Origin of the sequence: Amycolatopsis sp. NPDC088138, assembly GCF_044741685.1 — a bacterium.
GTDB lineage: Bacteria > Actinomycetota > Actinomycetes > Mycobacteriales > Pseudonocardiaceae > Amycolatopsis.
Genome location: NZ_JBIUTB010000002.1, coordinates 1022687 through 1039696 on the forward strand (window position 1 = coordinate 1022687; position 17010 = coordinate 1039696).

The window sequence follows — 17010 nt, forward strand, 5'->3', positions numbered from 1 at the left end:
GTGATCGATCGCAGAACCTTCCTCGGCGGAGCCGCATCCGCCGCGGTACTCGGACTCGCGGGTGCACAGGTGGCGTCGGCCGCGGTACCGCCGCCGGCCGGGCCGTACCCGCCGCTCGCCCCGCTCCCGCCCGGTGCCCCGGTGCGGCGGCTCTTCACGCCCGCGGAGCAGCGGTTCGCGCCCTACCTGGCGATTTTGCCGGGCCTTGTCAACGATGTCAGCACCGATCCGGCCACGCTGGGCTTCATGGGCGGCGGCTGGTGGCGGACGCCGAGTGAGCCCTACAACGCGCGCGTCCAGGAGCACGTCTACACCCTGAGCTGGTTCTACGCGAACCGGCGGCCGTGGAATCCGTACTATTTGGACGGTGCACTGCGGAACCGCCTGGAAGCCGTGCTGGTGCACTACCTCGACCTGCAGCACGCCGACGGTTCCTGGCCGGAGTACTCGATCGACGAGAAGTCCAAGGCCGCCACCGGGTTCGGCCTGGGTTACCTCGCGAAGACCCTCGCCAACCTGCGGCAGGCCCGCGCGCTGCCCGCCCGGCGCGCCGAGCTGGAGGCGTCGCTGCGGCAGGGGATGACCTGGTTCCTCGACCCGGCCAACCCGATCTGGGCGCACCCGATCGAATACGCCAACCAGAACACGTCCGGTCTCTCGTCGGCGCAGCTGGCGTTGAAGCTGACGCCGGACGCCGGGCTGAGCCGGAAGCTGGCCGACCGCATCGAGTTCCTGGCCGCGAACGGGCAGAGCCCAGCCGGGTTCTTCTACGAGCCGACCGGGATGGACGTCAACTACAACTTCGAGGTGATGCTCCCGGAGCTCGCCGAGATCTACGCGCTGACGCGGAACCGGACCGTAGTCGAGATGGCCCGGAAGTTCGCGGACTGGTTCGGCTACAACGTCGTCCGCGAACCGGACGGCTCCGGCTCGCTCACCTACGTCGCGACGTCCAGCCGCACCCACGTGTCCTACTACGACGACGTCATCCCCGATCCCGACCGGACCAATCTGGCCTCGCTGTTCGTCCCGGAAGTGCCGTCGCTGGGCGCGTTCTTCACCACCCGCGAGGACCGGGCCGAGACCCGGCGCCGGTGGGCCGCTACGCCGGGCCCGGCGATCGGACCGGCCAAACAGGACACCTCACCGCGCATCCTCGCCCACGTCTCCTACGGCGAGGCGTTCCCGTCACGCGGCGCGAAGCAGGCCGCCATCCGGCAGCTGCCGTACCTGCGCTCCGACGACTTCGCCGTGCAGCGCCGGGACGACGGGCTGAACCAGATCTACTGCTACGTCCGGCGTCCGCAGCTGTACCTCGCCGGGTTCTGGGGGACCCGGCCCTCGACCTACGTCCGCGGCGCGCAGGGCCTGCTGTGGCACCCGCGCGCGGGCATGGTCGTGCACTCGCAGCAGGAGGACACCCAGTGCTGGGCGAGCGTGCTGCCGAACGGGAGCCCGGACGCCCGCGGCCTGCTCGACGCGGAGTTCTTCGTCGGCGACCGGGCGTGGGACGGCCACCGCGTCCAGCCCGGCTCGGCGCCGGTCGTCGTCCGGTACCACCTGGACAGTCGCATCCGGACGGACCTCACCATCACGCGGGACACGGTGAGCCGCGCGGTCCAGGGCACGACCCCGCTCACCGAGCAGATCCCGCTGGTTCTGCACCCGGGTGACCACGTCACCTTCACCGACGGCACCCCGGTCGCCCACGGCACGAACGCAGCCGCGACGGCGTCCGGCCTGACGATCCGCCGCGGGGGAACGACGATCACGATCGGCTGGGGCACTCAGCTGGCTGCGACCGTCGCCGCCACCGACGTCACCTTCCTGCGCGACGGCGCCCGTCGGCTGCACGTGCTACGTGTCCCGCACCCCGGCGCCCTCTCCACGGAGATCCGCCTTCGGTAACCGGACCGTGAACGTGGACCCGGAGTCCACTTCGGACTGGACGCCAATCGTGCCGCCGTGGTTCTGCGCGACGGCGCCCGCCGGTTGCACGTCCTACATGTCCCGCACCCCGGCAGTCTCACCACGGAGGTCCGTCTTCGGTAGCCGGACGGTGAACGTCGATCCGGAGTCCACTTCGGACTCGACGTCGATCGAACCGCCGTGGGCCTGCACGAGGTGGCGCACGATGGCGAGGCCGAGCCCGCTGCCGCCGGTCTGGCGGCTGCGGGACTTCTCGGCCCGCCAGAACCGGTCGAACACGTGCGGCAGGTGCTCGGCCGCGATCCCGGTGCCGGTGTCCGCGACCGCGAGCACCACCTCGTCCACAGTGGACGAGACGTGGATCCTCACGCGGCCGCCGGCCGGGGTGTGCCGGATCGCGTTGCCCACCAGGTTGCCCATCACCTGGCGCAGGCGGACCGGGTCGGCCGTCAGCCGGGCTTCCCCGGCGGCCTCGACGCCGAGCGTGACGCCGGCCGCGGCGGCCCGCTCGGCGTGCGCGGCCGCGACCTGGCCGGCCAGCTCGGCCGCGTCCACCGGCTCCGGGTAGAGGCGCAGGTGCCCGGCGTCGGCCGCGGCCAGGTCCTGCAGGTCCTCGACGATGTGCTGCAGCAGCACGGTTTCCTCGAGCAGGGACGCGGACAGGGCCCGGTCGAACGGCAGGTGCCCGTCCTCGGCGGCCTCCAGCCGGCCGCGGATGACGTTGAGCGGGTTGCGCAGCTCGTGCGCGATGTCGCTGACCATCGCCTTGCGCTGCTCCTCGATGCGCTCGCGGCGCGCGGTGAGGTCGTTGAACGCGGTGGCGAGGTACCCGACCTCGTCACGGGACTTCACCGGCGCCGGCCGGTCCTGCTCGGCCGCCTCGGTCAGCGCCCGCAGCGGGCGGGACAGCCGGGTCGAGACCAGCACGGTGATCGCCACGGCCAGCGCCAGCACCCCGCCGGTCACCGCCAGGATCCGCGTCAGGTTCTCCCGCGAGAGCGTGAACGTCGGCACCGGCGAGTCGCCGGGCCCGAGCGTGAACAGCAGCGCGGCCGGCGCGACGTACGGCGCGAGCTGCTCGCGCCGGGCCGTGTCGACGCAGGTGCGGTACGGGCCCTGGTCGGGAGCGCCGAGCGCCTCGAAGTCGAGGGTGAGCTTCACCTGCTCCGCACCTTGGCGCTGGAGACAGGTGTTCACGGCGTCGTTGAGGCTGGTGAGCGCGGCCTGCTCGGTCGGCGTCGGGTCCGCGAGCTCGTAGAACCCGCACTTGGCCGCGAAGTAGCGGGCGGTGACGGGGTCGGGCGCGCTGATCTGGGGCCGGCCGCTCGGCGAGTCCTGCACGTCGCTGCGCAGGCCCATGTCGTCGAGGCACAGGACCGCCTTCTTGGCCAGGGCGGCGACGTCGTCGTGTTCGCGGGGGGTCAGCCGGAACGGCCCGACCGCGCGCGGGTCGATGCCGCTGGTCCCGGCACCGGGCAGCAGCACCGGGTCGACGTGCAGCGGGTCCACCGACGCGCTCGCCTTCACCGGCAGCGTCACCGGCGAGCCACCGGAGTCGGCGAGCACCCGCCGGTCGACCGTGGTCACGACGATCCGGCGCCCGGTCTCGCCGGCCAGCGCCCGCAGCTTCGGCCCGGCCTGGTCCCAGGTGTGGTTCACCGCGGCGAAGCCGAGCAGCTCGGTGTAGATCGTCGCGTCGTCCGACAGGGCCTGGCCCTGCTCCTGCTGGATCGCCCGGGTCGTGGTCTGCACCGCGAGCCACGCCGTCGCGGCGATCGAGCCGAGCGCGATGAGCAGGGAGACGGCGGACAACCGCAGGACCAGGCTCCGGCGTCGCGGGAACCGGCTACGCACTGTTCTCGGCGACGAGCTTGTAGCCGACGCCGAAGACGGTCAGCAGGTACTGCGGCTTCGCCGGGTCCGGCTCGAGCTTCTTGCGCAGGTTGAGCACGTGGACGTCGATGATCCGGGTGCTGACGAATCGGTCGTCGCCGCGGGTCAGCTCCAGCAGCTGCCGCCGGGTGAACACCCGGCCGGGCTGCTTGATCAGCGTCTCCAACAGCAGGAACTCGCCGGGCGTCGTCTCCACCGGGCGGCCGTCGACCGACACCTCGTGCCGCAGCGGGTCGAGCCGCAGCCCGCCCGCGCGCAACGCCGTGTCGGCCGGTTCGCGCCGGGCGGCGGTCCGGCGCAGGAGCGTTCTCACGCGGGCCATCAGCTCGCGCGGGCTGTAAGGCTTGGTCAGGTAGTCGTCGGCGCCCAGGTCCAGGCCGAGCAGCAGGTCGTCCTCGGTGGCCCGGGCGGTGAGCATCAGCACCGCGACGTCGGACTCGCCGCGCAGGATCCGGCAGACGTCCAGGCCATCGACCTTCGGCATCATGACGTCGAGGACCAGCAGGTCGGGGCGGTCGCGGCGGGCCTCGTCGAGGGCGGCCCGGCCGTCGGGGGCCAGCACCACCGTGTGGCCTTCGCTCTCGAGGTAGAGCCGGAGGACCTCGGCCTGCTTCTCGTCGTCCTCGGCGACCAGTACACGTGCGCACACGGCGTAGACAGTAGGCGTCCTGACACGGCAACCACCCGATCCTGACCGGATCTTCATACCTCGGGGGAACGGGTCAAGTCTTTGTCAAAGTGTTGACCCGGGGCCTGCTCGCAGGCAAAGGTCGGATGTTCAGGCAGTGCAGCCTCGGGAGGCATTCGGTGCGAGTCAGATTCATGGCGGCGATCGTCGCGACGGCGGTGATCGGGGTTCCAGCTGTCGCTTCGGCGGCGCCGACAACGATGTCACCGGGAACTCCGCTGGTCAGCGACCCGGCGGCGTACGTCGACCCGCTGATCGGGACCGGCAGCGGCGGCAGCTCGGTGGGGGAGATCAACAACTTCCCCGGCCCGGCGGCGCCGTTCGGGATGATGCAGTTCTCGCCGGACACCCAGGGCGCGTACGCCGGCTACCAGTACCACAGTGATCAGATCCGAGGTTTCAGCCTCGACCACGCCTCGGTCGGCTGCAACGCGTTCGGTGACGTGCCGATCCTGCCGATCACCGGCGACGTCGGCAGCACGCCCTGGGACCGCACCGAGCACTTCACCCACGACGACGAGAAGGCCGAGCCCGGCTACTACGCCGTGACGCTCGCCGACTCGAAGGTCCGCGCCGAGCTGACCGCGACCACCCGCACCGGGCTCGCCGCGTTCACCTTCCCGGCCGGCGCGAACGCGCAGGTGCTGGTCAAGGGCGGCGCCAGCCTCGCCGGGAACTCGAAGGCCGACCTGAAGATCACCGGTGACCGCGAGGTCAGCGGCTCGGCCACCACCGGCAACTTCTGCGGCAAGCCGAACAAGTACACCGTCTACTACGACATCACGTTCGACCAGCCGTTCACCGCGCACGGCACGTGGGACGGCTCGTCGGTGAAGCCGGACACCGACAGCGTCGACTCGCCGAAGGCGGGCGCCTACCTGACGTTCGGCTCGCAGAGCCTCGTGCACGCCAAGGTGTCGATGTCCTATGTGGGCGTCGACGGCGCGAAGGCCAACGCGGCCGCGGAAGTCCCGGGCTTCGACTTCACCGCCGTCCGGAAGTCCACAAGGGACAAGTGGACGCAGGCGCTGGGCAAGATCCGGGTCGCCGGTAAGGACGCCGCGCAGCTCAAGACGTTCTATACCTTCCTGTACCACTCGCTGATGCACCCGAACACGTTCGACGACGCGGACGGGCGCTACATCGGCTTCGACGACCAGATCCGCACGTTGCCCCAGGGGCGGCACCAGTACGCGAACTTCTCCGACTGGGACACCTACCGCTCGCTCGCGCCGTTGCAGGCCATGCTGTTCCCGAAGGAAGCCAGCGACATGGCGCAGTCGCTGACGAACGACGCCGTGCAGGCCGGCTGGTGGCCGCGCTGGCCGATGGCGAACGACTACACCGGCCAGATGACCGGCGACAGCTCGGTCGCGCTGATCTCCAACCTCTACGCGTTCGGCGCGCGGGACTTCGACGTCAAGACGGCGCTGAAGTACTTGGTCAAGGGCGCGACATCGGTGGACAACACGCCCGGTGCGTACCAGGAACGCAAGGGCATCGCGGACTACGTCGCTCGCGGGTACATGCCGAACAACGACGCCTCGCGTGGTGACCACGCCCGCGTCGGCGCGTCGATCACCCTGGAGTGGGCCATCGACGACTTCGCCATCGCGCAGCTCGCGCAGGGCATCGGCGATCGCGACGTCGCGCGCGAGTTCACCCAGCGCGGCCAGAACTGGCAGAACCTCTTCAACCCGCTCACCGGGTACATCCAGCCGCGCGGGCAGGACGGCCGGTTCCCGGACGGCCCGGCGTACGTGCCGCCGCCGCCCGGCATGTTCGGCCAGGACGGCTTCGACGAGGGCAACGCCGCGCAGTACACCTGGCTGGTCCCGCAGGACCCGGCCGGCCTGGTGACGGCGATGGGCGGCCCGGACGCCGTTTCAAAGCGGCTGGACACGTTCTTCCAGAAGCTCAACGTCGGCCCGAACGAGCCGAACATGTGGGCCGGCAACGAGCCCGACTTCGGCGTGCCGTGGCTGTACAACCACGTCGGGCAGCCGTGGAAGACCCAGCAGGTGGTCCGCGAGATCGCGACGACGCTGTTCAGCGCGACCCCGGACGGCGAACCGGGCAACGACGACCTCGGCGCGCAGTCGTCGTGGTACGTCTGGGCCGCGCTCGGCATCTACCCGGCGACGCCGGGCACGCCGGACCTGGTCGTGCACAGCCCGCTGTTCGAGCGCGCGGTGCTGTCCCTCCCCAATGGACGGACGATCGACATCCGTGCACCGAAGGCTTCGGCGACCACGCCGTACGTGCACGACCTGTCGTTGAACGGCCGCGACTGGGACCGCACCTACCTGCCCGCGAACACCGTGCGGGACGGCGCCCGGCTGGACTTCTCGCTGCAGTCCACTCCGGACAAGCGGTGGGCGGCGAACTCGGCACCACCGTCCTATCAGGACAAGGAGAAGCCGTTCCTGACGTCGGTGACCAACCAGGTCGTCGTCGAGCCGGGCACGTCCGGCGAGGTCACGGTGAGCGGGCAGCGGCTCGGCGGGCACGACCGCGGCCTGGACGTCACGGCCAAGGCGCCCGCCGGCCTCACGGTCACGGGTCCGCGGCAGCTCCGGCTCGACGACCGGACCGGCAGCGGCACCGCGAAGCTGAAGGTCTCGGTGGCGGCCGGGACGCCTGAGGGTTACTACCAGGTGCCGGTGACCGTCCGGGGCGGCTCGACGTCGGTGCCGGGGTCGGTGATCGTGCTGGTCGCGCCGAAGGGCGGGCTCGCGGCGGCGTACTCGAACGTCGGCATCTCGGACGACGGTGACGTCGGCTCGGCGGACATCGACGGCGCCGGGAACAGCCTCTCCCGGCAGGCCCTGGCCACGGCCGGCCTGGTCGGCGGGAAGCCGACCCAGGCGGCCGGCACGACGTTCACCTGGCCGGCCGCGCCTTCGGGCCGTCCCGACAACGTCGTCCCGGCCGGGCAGACGATCCAGGTGAGCCCGGCGGCGCGGCTGTCGTTCATCGGCACGGCCTCGAACGGCGACCACCAGGCCAAGGCCACGGTCACCTTCACCGACGGCACCACCGGCCAGGCCGACCTGTCCTTCGGCGACTGGGTCTTCCCGGGCGGCGGCACCGACCCGGTGTTCGGCAACACGCTCGTGGCGCGCGCCGACCACCGCAACCAGCCGGGCGGCCCGGGCGGCGGCGCGTCGGTCTACGCGACGGCACCGTTCGACGCCCCGGCCGGCAAGCAGATCGCCTCGGTGACCCTGCCGACCGACCCGAACCTGCACGTGTTCGCCATCGGCCTCGGCTGAGCACACCGTCCAGAAGTCCGTGAAGGCCACATTGAGGGACTCAGAGTCTCTCAATGTGGCCTTCACGGACTTGAGCGAGGAGCAGGTCAGCCGGGGGAGCCGACCGCGCAGATCCGGATGGGCGCGGCGTGCGCCGGGTCCAGGGCGTTGCGGACCAGGTGCCAGACGTTGAGGTCGTAGGCCTCGCCGATGTGCCCGACCGGGTCGAACGGGCACGAGTCCTGGACGTAGCGGTTGTGCACGCCCGGCTCGCGGATGAACGACGTCTCGGTCGGCGTCACCAGCTCGTCGTAGCGCGAAGTGATGATCGTGTAGTCGATGCCGGGCTGGGCGACCGGGCCGCTGTTCAGCGCGACGATCGCCGCGCCGCCGTCCAGCTCGTCGGCGAAGATCGGCAGGCCGATCGTCTTCACGACGTTGTCCCACGTGCTCTTGCCGAGCAGCGTGTAGGCCAGCGTCAGGAGCCCGGACGCGTTGGCGCCGTGCGTCGGCGGCGCGATCGCGACGACCTTGCCGATCTCACTCTGGATGCCCTGCATCTTGGCCAGGTAGATCGACTGCAGGCCGCCTTCGGAGTGGCCGACGACGTCGACCTTCGCCGCGCCGGTGGCCGCGCGGACCTTCTCGACGTAGTTCTTGATCTCCAGCGACGACTCCGCGACCGGCTTGAGCCCGCCCACGAACGGGAACTGCGGGTAGGCGCCGTAGGTCAGCGAGAACGTGCAGTAGCCGCGGGCGGCCAGGTCGGCCTGCAGGAAGTTGAGGTCCTCGTAGTAGGTGGCGAAGGTGCCGTGGAGCAGCACGACCGGGTTCGGGTGCGCGGCGCTCGGGCGGCAGCCGAAGTCGTTGTTGCCACCGCCCGTGGTCGCGGCCTGGGCCGGCGCCGCCACGCCCAGGGCGAGCAGGCTCGCGATCCCGAGCCCGGCCAGCCATCGTTTTGTTCCCCGCGCCATTGCGAAGTCCCTTCGGTCTGGTTGTTCTGCACAGCATGAGGCACAAGATCAAGGCTGTCTGCTGGCAGGAAGCGCAGAAAGTTGCCGTGGCCGTTTGTGCATGGTGACAATGTGGCATGGATCCGGTGGCAGAGCTGTTCCCTCGATCGGGTGAGATTGCCAGCGTGATGATCACTCGGTGCGCGGCCGAGATCCCCGAATATCGGCTCCTGCCCGCGAGTGTGCTGGAGGGTGACCTGGTCGCCAACGCGACCGCGGTGTTCGAGCTGTTCCTCACCACCGTCGCCGAAGGCCGGCGCCCGACCGAGGTGGAGCTCGCGCTGCCGATCGCCTGGGGTGCCGAGCGCGCGCGGGACGGCCTGCCGCTCGAAGCCGTCCTCAAGATCTACCCGCTCGCCGCGAGCGTCGCCTGGGAGCAGGTCACCGGCGACCGGGCGCTGCTCGGCGCGCGGATGCTCGACTTCCTCGGCGAGGTCATGCCGCGCGTCGCCGAGGCGTACCTGCGCGAGCGCGACGACCTCGACTGGGAACAGCGCGAAGACCGGCAGAACCTCGCGTCGAGCCTGCTCGCCGGCCGTCCGGTGCGCCACCGCGAGCTGCCTGCGGGGTTCGACGTCGTCGTGTTCCACCTGCCCACGCCGCCGACCCTGCCGCCGGAAGCGGGCAGCCGGGCGGCGACGGACCTCTTCCGCGCCGTCCGGTCCGATGTGGACAGTCAGGTCCTGGTGACCTTCAAGGGGGACGGCGGGGTGCTGCTGGTCCCGGACGGTGTCGCGGCCGACGCCGTGGCCGCGCGGATCGACGAGATCTGCGGCCGGCGCTGCACCGCCGCCGCGGCCCGGGCGGAGACCCACGCGGACATCCCCGCGGCGCACTCCGAAGCCGTGGAAGTCCTGGAACTGGCGGAAAACCTGCGTCGTCCCGCCCGGCTCTACCGGCTGGCCGACCTCGCCATCGAGTACCAGCTGGCGCGCCCGGGCCCGGCGCGCGACGCGCTCGCGCGGGTGCTGGCCCCGCTCGAAGACCACCCGCACCTGATCGACGCCCTGCGCGCGTTCGTCGTTTCCGGGTACAACCGCGGGGAAGCGGCGAGTGCGTTGAGCATTCACCGCAACACGCTCACCTACCGGCTGGGCCGGATTCAGCTGCTCACCGGGTACGACGCGACGCAGGCCGCGGACGCCCGGCACCTGGCCGCCGCGATGACGGCCTACGACATCATCCGGCAGAACGTCTGAATCCAACGGGGTAACGCTTGGGTCGCGTTCCCGGGAAAGCGTTGCAGAATGGGCCGGGCGGCCGATTCCTGGGTGGCGAACACGGAAGAAGTTGATTCCCATGAAAGCTACCGGAATTCTCGTCGCCGCCCTGGTCCTGGTGGGTGTGACGGCCTGCGGCGTGCCCGTGGCGGGCACGCCGGTACCGGTCACGGTGACCCCGCAGGCGGCGACGACCAGCGTAATCGCCGTCCCCGCACCGCAAACCGTCTACGTGCAGCAGCCGCCGGTGTACGTCGCCCCGGTGGACACGTCGGCGGCCCAGACGGTGATCGCCTACTACGACGCGCTCAACCGCCGTGATTTCGCCACGGCGTGGTCACTCGGCGGCAGCCGCATCGCCGGCGGTGGCGGATACACCAAGTACGTCAACGGTTTCGCGACGACTTCGTGGGACACGCTGACCGTCACCGACGTCCGCGGGAACACCGTGTACGTCGTGCTTTCCGCCGTTCAGACCGACGGGAGCACCCGCGTGTTTTCCGGTTCCTACACCGTTTCCGGCGGAGTGCTCGCCGGCAGTCACATGACCCGGACGAAATGAGCAGGACCATGCGTATTCTCCCCGCGGCCGCCGCGATTTCCGCGGTGCTCGCCCTGGCCGCGTGCGGGCTCCCCGTGCGCACGGTCGCCGCCCAGGCCCCGGCCCCGAGCACGGCGACCGTCACCGCTCCGAGCACGCCGACCGTCACCGCGCCGGTGCCCCAGACGGTCGTCGTGCCGGCGCCGCAGACCGTCTACGTCCAGCCGAAGAACCCGGGCGTCGCGGCGACGAGCCAGTGGTACGCCCAGCCGAGCTGGTACAACGCCCAGCCGTGGATCTCCATCTCCAACTCGGGCAGCCAGACGCCGTGCCAGTGGTTGTACGCCCGCGGGTACACCTATGCCCAGGCCTACGCGGCCTGGGCGCAGAACGGCTACCCGGCCAGCTGGTCGGCCACCGGCGACGGCTACCCGTGCCAGAAGTCCTACGGCATGCAGCACTGAGTCAAACGGAGGCGACCCAGTCGCGGACGACGTCGCCCAGCACGGTGAGCGGCACCGGCCCACCGCCGAGGACGACGTCGTGGAAGTCCTTGATGTCGAAGGAATCCCCGAGCTCGGCTTCGGCGAACCGGCGCAGGCGGACGATCTCCAGCCGTCCGGTCATGTAGGCCAGCGCCTGGCCCGGGCATTCGATGTACCGGTCCGTTTCGGACTGGACCTCGACCTCGCTGAGCACCGTGCGGGTGCGGAGGAAATCGACGCACTGCTCGCGCGTCCAGCGCAGGGCGTGCAGGCCGGTGTCGACCACCAGCCGCGCGACGCGGGTCGAGTCCGCCGCCAGCATGCCGAGGCGCATCAGGTCGTCGGAGTACAGGCCCATCTCGTCGGCGAGCCGCTCGGAATAGAGCCCCCAGCCTTCGCGGTACGCCGTCACGGGTGCCAGGGTCCGCAGCTGGGGCAGCCCGGTCAGCTCCTGGGCCAGCGAGACCTCGAAGTGGTGGCCGGGCACGGCTTCGTGGAACGCCACCGACTCGGCGAGGAACCGGACGCGCGTGCGCACCTCGTGGGTGTTGGTGAAGTAGGTGCCCGGCCGTGAACCGTCGAGCGCGGGCGGCAGGTAGTAGGCCGGCGCGGCGACGGGCGCCTCCGCCTCCGGGGCGGCCCGCACGACGCACTCGGCCTTGGGCAGGCGCGGGAACCAGTCCGCCGCCACCGCGGTCGCGCGGGCGACGGCGGCGCGCGCGTTCTCGAGCATCTCGTCGGCGTCGCGCCAGCGGAGGGTCTCGTCGGTCCGCAACCGGTCGCGCACCGCGGCCGGCTCGGCCAGCCCGAACGCGCGGCCGCCGATCTCGGCGTACTCGGCTTCGAGCCCCGCGAGCACGTCCAAGCCCAGCTGGTGCAGCTCTTCGGGGGTGCGCTCGGTGGTCGTGTGCATGCGCACCAGGGACGCGTACGTGGCTTCGCCGTTCTCGATCCAGCAGAGGCCGGGCCGACCGTCCGGCCGCCCGTGCCCGGCGATCTCGGTGGCCAGGAAGTCGCGGTAGCGGACCACCGCCGGCCGGATCTCCTCGGCCACCAGCCGATCGCGGCGCTCGCCGCGGTCCCCGGTCAGCGGCTGGGGAAACGGCGTTTCCTGCGCGAGGAAGCGATCCAGATAGGCGATCGCGCTGCCCGCCATCCGCTCGACCGGCTGCCGGCCCGCCCGGAGGCCGTCGTGCTGGCGTCCGGCCAGCGTCGCGTAGAACGCGGGGAGCGCCGCCAGGCGGGTCAGGAAGTCCTCTTCGGCCCGGTCGCCGGACAGCGTGAGCTTGGTGAGGAACGACAGCTGCTTGATCCCGGCCGCCTCCATCGGAGCGGCCAGGGTGAACTCCACGAGCCGGGCGTCGAGCCGCGCGAGCACGGCTTCCGCCTGCTGGGCGACGACACCGAGCGTCACGCGGTCCGGGTCGTCCGACGCCTGGGCCCGGGCGAGGACGTCCGCGGCCCGCGCCCGCAACCGCCCCTGGGCCGCTTCGCCGAGATCGGGCAGTTCGGCGTCGTGCCCAGGGATACCGGTGAAGGTCGCTTCCAAGGGCGCGAAGGTGCCCAGGACGTCCAGCAGTTCGTCGGCGAGCGCGGCCGCGTCGGCAGTCATCCCGCCATCCTGGCCGAAAACGAACCGGGCCGGGAGCGGAATCCGCTCCCGGCCCGGCCGGTGCTCAGGTCAAGCTCGAACAGGGTCTTGCGTCAGGATCCTTGGCCCCGTTGGGGACCCACCGCACGTTCGCGAACGACGCCTGGAACGCGGCGTCCGTGTAGACCAGGAACGGCGTGTTGATGTGCTCGAAGTCCAGCCCGTTGTTGAAGCAGGACAACGGGATCTTCACCGTGGTCTTCGCGCCGCCCGCCAGGTCGGTGAACAGCTTCGTCGCGTTCACCTCCGAGAAGCAGGGGTAGACGCAGTGCATGCTGATCACCGTCCGGTTGACCGGTGCCTGCTGCACGATCGTGTCGAACTCCAGCGCCCCGTCCGCGTTCAGGTAGCTGCGCAGGTCGTTCGTGCCCGCCGTGTTCTGCATGTAGAGCTGAGCCGCTCCGGTACCCGTCCAGGTCGCCTTCAGGCCGTCGCCCTGCACGTTGACGTCCGTCGGGACGGTGTTGATCTCGGGGTGGTCGGCCGTGCCGTCAGGGCCGATCACGGTGCCGCCCCAGTTCGAAGCCGAGCCGATCTGGCTGGTGTACGGCGCGACGTCGGTCCGGTCGTAGATCGACAGGTCCTCGGTCGCCGTCCCGCCGCCGCCGGTGGACCCGCAGGTCGCCGGGCCGGGGGTCTCGTCCAGCTGGCCGATGGTGACGCGCTGGCCGGTCTTCAGGCCGTAGCCCAGCTTGAACAGCGGGTCGTAGTCCGGGGACCACGGGTTGAGCGGCGACTGGCACGCGCTCTTCGGCCACGAGTAGGACAGCGTGCCCTGGTAACCGGTGCCGTCCTTGCCCTTGACGAGCATGTCGGCGACGCCGCCGCCCTCGGTGCCGGGCAGCCAGGCCGCGACGAACGCGTCCGAGCGGTTGATCTCGTGGTTCATGTACAGCGGGCGGCCGCCGACGTAGACGGTGACGACCGGGGTGCCCTTGCCGCTGACCTTGTCCAGCACGGCCGCGTCCTCGGGGTAGAGCTTCGAGGCCTCCAGCGTCTTGCGGGTCAGGTCGCCGACACCCTCGGCGTACGGCGTCTCACCGATCACGGCGATGACGGCGTCGTAGCCCTTCGGGTCCACCGTGCCGGTGGCGTCGAAGGTGACGTTGGCGTCGCCGAGGTCCTGCTTGATACCGGTCAGGATCGAGGTGGCGTTCGGGAAGTCGGCGTTGGTGTTGCCGGTGCCCTGCCAGCTCAGCGTCCAGCCGCCGGTCTGGTTCGAGATGTTGTCGGCGCTCTTGCCGACCACCAGGACCTTGGACTTCGGCTTGAGCGGCAGCACGTTGCCGTTGTTCTTCAGCAGCGTCTGCGACTCGCGGGCCGCGTCGCGGGCCAGCCAGTTGTCCTTCAGCGCCTCGTCCGAGTTGGCGTAGGAGCGGTCGGACGGCTTCTGCGACTCGAAGAGGCCGTCGCGCACCTTGACGCGCAGGATGCGGGTGACCGCGTCGTCGATCCGCGACATCGGGATCTGGCCGCTCTGGACCTGGGCGATCGTGTTGGTGATGAACGCCTTCCAGTCCGCGGGCACCATCACGATGTCGATGCCGGCGTTGATCGCCTGCGGGCACGAGGAGTTGGTGCAGCCGGGGACCTGGCCGATGGCGTTCCAGTCGGACACGACCAGGCCGTCGAAGCCGATCTTGCCCTTGAGGATCTCGTTCATGGCCTTGCTGCTGCCGGTCAGCTTGCCCTCGTTGATGCCGAGGTCCGGGTTGGTCCAGCTGTTGAACGACACCATCACGGTCTGGGAGCCGGCGGCGAGCGCGCCGTAGTAGCCCTGGCCGTGGAGGTTGATCATGTCGGCCTCGGACGAGGGGTTGACGCCCTGGTCCTGGCCCTTGATCGTGCCGCCGTCACCGATGAAGTGCTTGGCGGTGGCGATCACGCCGTTGTAGCCGATGCGGCTGGTGGCGCCGTCCTGGAGGCCGTTGATGTCCTCGTAGCCGTAGGAGCGGGTGATCCGCGGGTCCTCGGAGTAGCCCTCGTAGGTGCGGCCCCAGCGGTCGTCCTGGACGACGGCCAGCGTCGGCGAGAACGCCCAGTCCTGGCCGGTCGAGCGGACCTGGCGGGCGGTGGCGCCGGCGACGTCGCGGACCAGGCACGGGTCGTGCGCCGCGCCGAGGCCGATGTTGTGCGGGAAGACGGTGGCGCCGTAGACGTTGTTGTTGCCGTGCACGGCGTCGATGCCCCAGATGACGGGGATCTTCGTGCGGCTGGTCTTGGAGGCGTTCCAGTAGGAGTCGGCGAGGTTCAGCCAGTCCTTCTGGGTGGCGTACTTGTTGCCGCCGGGCCACGCGCCGCCGCCGTTGAGGACGGTGCCGATGGAGTACTGGCGGACCTCGTCGGGGGTGATCGAGGTGATCTCGGGCTGCGTCATCTGCCCGACCTTCTCCTCGAGGGTCATCCCCGCGAGGATCTGGGCGACGCGCGCCTCGTCACCGGCCTTGCCCTTGAGCTGGCTGTCGACCTTGGGCCAGTCCGCCAGGGTCGGCAGGCTGTTCTCGATCTTGGCGCAGCCGTTCTTGTCGAGGGCGGGCTTCCCGATGACGGGCTGGGCCGCCTGGGGGGCCTGGGCCTGCAGCGGAGCGGCCTGCGCGACCCCGCCGAGCAGACTCAGGCTCATCAGCGTGACGAGCGAACTTCGGCGCGCACGTGACCACGCGCGTGATCTTCTGGCCATGGTCTGGTCCATTCTCGAGGGCGGCGGACCGGCCGATCCTCACCGGGCAAAGGGGACGGCGTCAATAGTTTCTAGGCCGTATGCTCTTCGTTAATTTTCGCCATAAAATAAGAGTCGTCCGGTTGGTGGTACCGCAATACCGCGCAGGTCGGGCCGGGTCAAGGGTGCGCGCGGGCAGCGGTTCTGCCCGCCGGGCCTGTCACCATGGCGGGATGGACATCCGCCGCGTCACGACGTCCGCTCCGGCGCTGGCCGCCGGCCACCTCTTCGACGACCCGCCAGTCCCTGCGGCCTTGTCGCGGTTCCTGGCCTCGGAGGGCCACCACCTGCTGATCGCCTACGTCGACGACGTCCCGGCGGGCATGGTGACGGGCGTCGAGATGACCCACCCGGACAAGGGGACGGAGATGTTCCTGTACGAGCTGGGCGTGTCGTCGTCGTTCCAAGGCCGTGGCATCGGCTCGGCCTTGGTGACGGCGTTGGCCTCCCTGGCCCGTTCGCGCGGGTGTTACGGCATGTGGGTGGTCACCGAGGAGGACAACGCCGCGGCCCAGGCGACCTACCGCCGCGCCGGCGGCGCCTCGACGGGCCGCCAGGTGGTCCTGGAATGGACCCTCACCCCGCCCACCCCCTGACCCGACCCTCCAGGCACACGAGTCGACCCTCCGGGTACGCGAGTCGACCCTCTAATCACGCGACTCGACCCTCCAGGCACGCGAGTCGACCCTCCGGGTACGCGAGTCGACCCTCTAATCACGCGAGTCGACCCTCCAATCACGCGAGTCGACCCTCCAGACACGGGTGATGCCCCCTCAATCACGCGTGATGCCCCGCTGGTCACAAGTGATGCCCCGTGGATCACGTGCGCCGACCGCCCGGGAGGGCCGACCGTCCGGGAGGGCCGGCCGGGCGCCCGGCCGGCGTGCTCGAACCCGGATCTCGCGTGCTCGAACCCGGATCTCGCGTGCCCGGATTCGGATCTCGTGTGATCGGAGGGGCATCTCGCGTGACTGGGCGGGTATCTCGTGTGATTGGAGGGGCATCACCCGTGTCTGGAGGGTCGACACACGTGATTGGGGGGTCGACACGGTCGTCAGGCCAGGACCGAGCCTGGGAGTTCCTCGAAGATCAGCCACGTCCGGGTCGACCGGACTCCCTCCAAGGCCTGGAGACGCTCCAGGACCACGTCACGCAACGTCGTGTTGTCTGGCGTCCGGACCAGCAGGAGGATGTCGAAGTCGCCGCCGACCAGGGTTACGTGGTCGACGTACGGGATTTCGTGCAGGTCGGTGGCCATCGTGCGCCAGGAGGTCTGCTCGACCGTCACCATGATGTAGGCCGACGTGCCCAGGCCCGCGCGGCGCGGGTCGATGCGGGCGCCGAAGCCGGTGATCACGCCCTCCGCCATCAGGCGCTCCAGCCGCGCGTACGCGTTCGTGCGCGAGATGTGCAGCCGCTCGGCCAGGGCCCGGATCGCGAGGCGGCCGTCCGCGGACAGCTCCGCCAGCATCGCGCGGTCGACCTCGTCGAGGGGCGCGACCGTCCGTCCCGGGGGACCGCCCTGCGCCGGAGCGGAAAAAGACGTTTGGTCACCAGAAGGCACCGTAGAGGACTGTTTGTCGCTCATTTCCCGCAACTCTTGAACACACAACCGCC

General features: G+C 70.5%; 12 protein-coding genes. 6 read left to right on the forward strand and 6 right to left on the reverse strand.

The features are described from left to right. Positions 1-1908 carry a hypothetical protein gene (locus ACIOD2_RS12425; RefSeq protein ID WP_400537028.1) on the forward strand — a complete coding sequence of 636 codons (1908 nt, stop codon included), beginning with the start codon at positions 1-3 and terminating at the stop codon, positions 1906-1908. 93 nt (positions 1909-2001) lie between these two features. Here the strand turns inward: ACIOD2_RS12425 and ACIOD2_RS12430 are convergent, their stop codons facing one another. Then, entirely contained in the window at positions 2002-3741 is a 1740-nt protein-coding gene (locus ACIOD2_RS12430) for a sensor histidine kinase (protein WP_400537031.1), read from the reverse strand. 34 nt (positions 3742-3775) lie between these two features. After that, positions 3776-4471 (reverse strand): response regulator transcription factor, encoded by a 696-nt coding sequence (locus ACIOD2_RS12435; RefSeq protein ID WP_400537034.1) that lies wholly within the window; start codon positions 4469-4471, stop codon positions 3776-3778. Between the two features lie 158 nt (positions 4472-4629). Between ACIOD2_RS12435 and ACIOD2_RS12440 the strand changes: the two genes are divergently transcribed. Further along, entirely contained in the window at positions 4630-7785 is a 3156-nt protein-coding gene (locus tag ACIOD2_RS12440; protein ID WP_400537037.1) for a GH92 family glycosyl hydrolase, read from the forward strand. Between the two features lie 86 nt (positions 7786-7871). On the opposite strand, the gene ACIOD2_RS12445 is transcribed toward ACIOD2_RS12440, so the two are convergent. Then, on the reverse strand, positions 7872-8738 hold the full coding sequence (locus ACIOD2_RS12445) for an esterase/lipase family protein (protein ID WP_400537039.1): 867 nt from the start codon (positions 8736-8738) through the stop codon (positions 7872-7874). Between the two features lie 167 nt (positions 8739-8905). On the opposite strand from ACIOD2_RS12445, the gene ACIOD2_RS12450 reads away from it, so the two are divergent. The 3 genes from ACIOD2_RS12450 (at position 8906) to ACIOD2_RS12460 (ending at position 11002) form a co-directional block, all read left to right on the forward strand. After that, complete coding sequence (locus ACIOD2_RS12450) at positions 8906-9976, forward strand: PucR family transcriptional regulator (protein WP_400538014.1); 1071 nt, start codon at positions 8906-8908, stop codon at positions 9974-9976. Between the two features lie 100 nt (positions 9977-10076). Then, positions 10077-10559, forward strand: a complete 483-nt coding sequence (locus ACIOD2_RS12455; RefSeq protein WP_400537042.1) for a hypothetical protein — start codon at positions 10077-10079, stop codon at positions 10557-10559. Between the two features lie 8 nt (positions 10560-10567). After that, positions 10568-11002, forward strand: a complete 435-nt coding sequence (locus ACIOD2_RS12460) for a hypothetical protein (RefSeq protein ID WP_400537044.1) — start codon at positions 10568-10570, stop codon at positions 11000-11002. A 1-nt stretch (position 11003) separates the two neighbouring features. Here the strand turns inward: ACIOD2_RS12460 and ACIOD2_RS12465 are convergent, their stop codons facing one another. After that, the gene (locus tag ACIOD2_RS12465) at positions 11004-12635 is read right to left on the reverse strand and encodes a DUF885 domain-containing protein (protein ID WP_400537046.1); all 1632 of its coding nucleotides are present in this window, start codon (positions 12633-12635) and stop codon (positions 11004-11006) included. A 64-nt stretch (positions 12636-12699) separates the two neighbouring features. Then, the gene (locus tag ACIOD2_RS12470; RefSeq protein WP_400537048.1) at positions 12700-15297 is read right to left on the reverse strand and encodes a glycoside hydrolase family 3 protein; all 2598 of its coding nucleotides are present in this window, start codon (positions 15295-15297) and stop codon (positions 12700-12702) included. Positions 15298-15566: 269 nt separating this feature from the next. Between ACIOD2_RS12470 and ACIOD2_RS12475 the strand changes: the two genes are divergently transcribed. Beyond that, positions 15567-15989 carry a GNAT family N-acetyltransferase gene (locus ACIOD2_RS12475; protein WP_400537050.1) on the forward strand — a complete coding sequence of 141 codons (423 nt, stop codon included), beginning with the start codon at positions 15567-15569 and terminating at the stop codon, positions 15987-15989. 458 nt (positions 15990-16447) lie between these two features. Here the strand turns inward: ACIOD2_RS12475 and ACIOD2_RS12480 are convergent, their stop codons facing one another. Continuing rightward, entirely contained in the window at positions 16448-16981 is a 534-nt protein-coding gene (locus ACIOD2_RS12480) for an Lrp/AsnC family transcriptional regulator (protein WP_400537052.1), read from the reverse strand. Between the last annotated feature and the right edge of the window lie 29 nt (positions 16982-17010).

Bases quoted from the DNA above. Each gene is read 5' to 3' on its own strand.
- ACIOD2_RS12455 (WP_400537042.1), top strand. From the start codon at position 10,077: ATGAAAGCTACCGGAATTCTCGTCGCCGCCCTGGTCCTGGTGGGTGTG.
- ACIOD2_RS12475 (WP_400537050.1), top strand. From the start codon at position 15,567: ATGGACATCCGCCGCGTCACGACGTCCGCTCCGGCGCTGGCCGCCGGC.
- ACIOD2_RS12480 (WP_400537052.1), bottom strand. From the start codon at position 16,981: ATGAGCGACAAACAGTCCTCTACGGTGCCTTCTGGTGACCAAACGTCT.
- ACIOD2_RS12460 (WP_400537044.1), top strand. From the start codon at position 10,568: ATGCGTATTCTCCCCGCGGCCGCCGCGATTTCCGCGGTGCTCGCCCTG.
- ACIOD2_RS12470 (WP_400537048.1), bottom strand. From the start codon at position 15,297: ATGAGCCTGAGTCTGCTCGGCGGGGTCGCGCAGGCCGCTCCGCTGCAG.
- ACIOD2_RS12465 (WP_400537046.1), bottom strand. From the start codon at position 12,635: ATGACTGCCGACGCGGCCGCGCTCGCCGACGAACTGCTGGACGTCCTG.
- ACIOD2_RS12450 (WP_400538014.1), top strand. From the start codon at position 8,906: ATGATCACTCGGTGCGCGGCCGAGATCCCCGAATATCGGCTCCTGCCC.
- ACIOD2_RS12445 (WP_400537039.1), bottom strand. From the start codon at position 8,738: ATGGCGCGGGGAACAAAACGATGGCTGGCCGGGCTCGGGATCGCGAGC.